Consider the following 2,842-nt stretch of genomic DNA (forward strand, 5'->3'; position numbering starts at 1 on the left):
CCGACGGCGAGCACCACACCGGGCGGGCCTCCGCGAAGCCCTTTTCGCGCAGCACGCGCGCGTGCCAGGCGGCGGACGGCATGTCGCCGTCGGCGTGCTCGCCGTAGATCTCGAAACGGCGGGCCGTCGGTCCGGCGAGCACCGGGTCGGCGGCGGCCAGCTGCCACCACTCGGCCCAGTCCAGGGCGCCGTCCCGCCTGGCCCGATCCATACGCCCGTGCCGCTGGGCGCGCTCGGCCGCGTTGATCCGGGGCGTGGTCTCGTCGATCATGTGGTCCGCGTTCATGAAGACACCGCCGTCGCGGACGAGTTCCGCGACCTGACCGTAGAGGGCGGCGAGGGGTTCACGGTGCAGCCAGTGCAGGGCCGTCGCGGTCAGGACCGCGTCGTAGGAGTCGTACGGCAGTTCGGCCCGCCAGGCCGGATCCTTCAGGTCGGCCGTCACGAAGGAGGCCCGCTCGTCCCCCTCGAAGGTGCCCCGCGCGATGGCCAGCAGGGCCGGGTCGAGGTCGACGCCGGTGCTGGTGGCCCCGGGGAAGCGGGCGAGCAGGCGGGCGGTGATGCTGCCGGTGCCGCAGGCGAGGTCCAGGACGCGCGGCGTGGTGCCGACGAGCGCCTCCACCATGTCCAGCATGATGCGGAAGCGGTCCTCGCGGTCGGGCATGTACCACTCCTGCTGCCGGTCCCAGCTCTTCTGCCAGGCCTGCCAGTCGGCCCCCGCCGCGGTGGTGTCCGTACTCGTGTCCGTCATCGCTGCCCTCCCTGACGCCGTTCGCGTAATACCCTGAAAGCACGACCGTCTGTTACACGGTCGCGCTCGTCACCATAGAGCTCCCGCGTAAGGACTACAAGTGGAACTGGCCTATTACTCGGACTACGCCGTACGTCTCGTCAACAGTGAGGAACCGGCCCGGGGCAAGGACACGCTGACCTCGGTCGAGGCGGTCCGGGACCTGTTCGGCGGCAACGCCTCGGCCGCCCGGCGCGCCACCGAGGCCGACGTGACCCGCTTCCGCTCGGTGCGGGCCCGGCTGCGTGCGGTCTTCGAGGCGGCGGACCAGGGTGACGAGACCCTCGCGGTGGCCCTGCTGAACTCCCTGCTGCTGGAGTTCCCGGTGAGCCCGCAGATCTCCGGGCACGATCACCGCGACGAGGACGGCCGCCCGCTGTGGCACATGCACCTGGCGGACCACCCGTCCAACGCGACCGCCGGCTACGCCGCGATCGCCGCGATGGGCCTGGCCTTCCACCTCACCGAGTACGGCGTGGACCGCCTCGGCCTGTGCGAGGCCGCCCCCTGCCGCAACGCCTATCTGGACACCTCGACCAACCGCTCGCGCCGCTACTGCTCCGACCGCTGCGCCACCCGCGCCAACGTGGCCGCCTACCGCGCCCGCAAGCGCCTGGAGGCCGACCGGTCGGAGAGCACGGGCCTGGCCGCCGACAGCACCCAGCGCGCCACCGCCAGCGGCGAGCGCCGGCCGGCCGGCCGCGGCCGGTAGCGGAACCACACCTTCCCCAGGATCAGCTCCTCCGGCACGGTCCCGTAGTCGGTGCTGTCCCCGCCCGCGTACGCGTTGTCGCCGAGCACCCACCAGCCGCCCTCGCGCAGCTCCACCGCGCGCTTGACGACCAGCAGGTCCTGCTGGAACGGATGGCGCAGGACGACCACATCCCCGGGCCGCACGCGGGCGCCGTACTGCACGACGAGCCGGTCCCCGTGGTACAGCGTGGGCACCATGGACGGCCCGGTCACCTCGGCCAGCCCGAAGGGCAGCGCGGCTCCCCTGCGCTCGGTCTCCTGCGACAGCTCCGGCATCCCCGGCACCTCCCCGGTCCGTTCCTCCACCAGTCTCAGTCTGACCCTGGACTTTTGTCCTAAGCCCTAGGGGGCACTCGCGAAAACACGCCTTGCAGGGAGTAATGTCCCACCTGAGAAGACGATCACGAGGAAGGAATGCTCCATGCTTTCCCGCCTGTTTGCCCCCAAGGTCAAGGTCAGCGCGCACTGCGACCTGCCCTGCGGTGTGTACGACCCGGCCCAGGCCCGCATCGAGGCGGAGTCGGTGAAGGCCGTCCAGGAGAAGATGGCCGGCAACGACGACCCGCACTTCCAGGCGCGCGCCACCGTCATCAAGGAGCAGCGCGCCGAGCTGGCCAAGCACCACGTCTCCGTGCTCTGGAGCGACTACTTCAAGCCGCCGCACTTCGAGAAGTACCCGGAGCTGCACCAGCTGGTCAACGACACCCTGAAGGCCCTCTCCGCCGCCAAGGCCTCCACCGACCCGGCCACGGGCCAGAAGGCGCTGGACTACATCGCCCAGATCGACAAGATCTTCTGGGAGACCAAGAAGGCCTGATCTATGGCTAGGCCGTCTGACCTGCGGTTTCGCGGGTCGCATCGCCTACCTGTCCGCACCCGGTCCGCAGGCCGCCGAGAACGGCGTCCATGACGGTCCGGGTGCGGTCTTCTTCGCCCGGCCACAGGTGCGCGTAGATCCGCAGCGTGATGACGGCGGACGCGTGGCCGAGGACCATCTGGACCTGCTTGACGCTCGCTCCGCCGGCGATGAGGGCGGAGGCGAAGAAGTGGCGCAGGTCGTGGGTCACCATGTGGGACAGCTCGACGGGCTTGCGGCCCTCGCGCGCGGCCGCCTCGTTCTCCGCCTTCTGCAGCTCCTTACGAGCGCAGTTCCATTCGGTCTTCCAACGGCGGTAGTTGAGCGGTTCCCCCTCCTCCATCGTGAACAGCCACTCCTTGGAGGGTCGTGCGGCAAGGTGCGTGAGGAGTGCGTCGGTGACGAGCTCGCCGACCGGCACCGTACGCCGGGACTTGGCGGTC

5 protein-coding genes are annotated in these 2,842 nt (G+C 70.4%); 2 read left to right on the top strand and 3 right to left on the bottom strand.

The genetic code is table 11. The features are described 5' to 3' along the window. On the bottom strand, positions 1–751 hold a 751-nt coding region (locus tag ABZ484_RS38520), incomplete at its 3' end, for a class I SAM-dependent methyltransferase (RefSeq protein WP_358870607.1). 100 nt (positions 752–851) lie between these two features. Between ABZ484_RS38520 and ABZ484_RS38525 the strand changes: the two genes are divergently transcribed. Then, the gene (locus tag ABZ484_RS38525; protein ID WP_358870608.1) at positions 852–1,502 is read left to right on the top strand and encodes a CGNR zinc finger domain-containing protein; all 651 of its coding nucleotides are present in this window, start codon (positions 852–854) and stop codon (positions 1,500–1,502) included. Here the strand turns inward: ABZ484_RS38525 and sodX are convergent. Next, complete coding sequence (gene sodX, locus ABZ484_RS38530) at positions 1,385–1,819, bottom strand: nickel-type superoxide dismutase maturation protease (RefSeq protein WP_358870610.1); 435 nt, start codon at positions 1,817–1,819, stop codon at positions 1,385–1,387. The two genes, ABZ484_RS38525 and sodX, sit on opposite strands and share 118 nt — an antisense overlap. Positions 1,820–1,964: 145 nt before the next feature. Between sodX and sodN the strand changes: the two genes are divergently transcribed. Beyond that, positions 1,965–2,360 carry a superoxide dismutase, Ni gene (gene sodN, locus ABZ484_RS38535; protein ID WP_004983535.1) on the top strand — a complete coding sequence of 132 codons (396 nt, stop codon included), beginning with the start codon at positions 1,965–1,967 and terminating at the stop codon, positions 2,358–2,360. 7 nt (positions 2,361–2,367) lie between these two features. Here sodN and ABZ484_RS38540 read toward each other — a convergent pair. Further along, positions 2,368–2,842 (bottom strand): tyrosine-type recombinase/integrase (locus ABZ484_RS38540; protein WP_358870609.1); only part of this gene is annotated, 475 nt, incomplete at its 5' end.

Origin of the sequence: Streptomyces sp. NPDC006393 (genome assembly GCF_040628575.1) — a bacterium.
In the GTDB taxonomy this organism is placed as follows: Bacteria; Actinomycetota; Actinomycetes; order Streptomycetales; family Streptomycetaceae; genus Streptomyces.

Bases quoted from the DNA above. Each gene is read 5' to 3' on its own strand.
- sodN (WP_004983535.1), top strand. From the start codon at position 1,965: ATGCTTTCCCGCCTGTTTGCCCCCAAGGTCAAGGTCAGCGCGCACTGC.
- sodX (WP_358870610.1), bottom strand. From the start codon at position 1,819: ATGCCGGAGCTGTCGCAGGAGACCGAGCGCAGGGGAGCCGCGCTGCCC.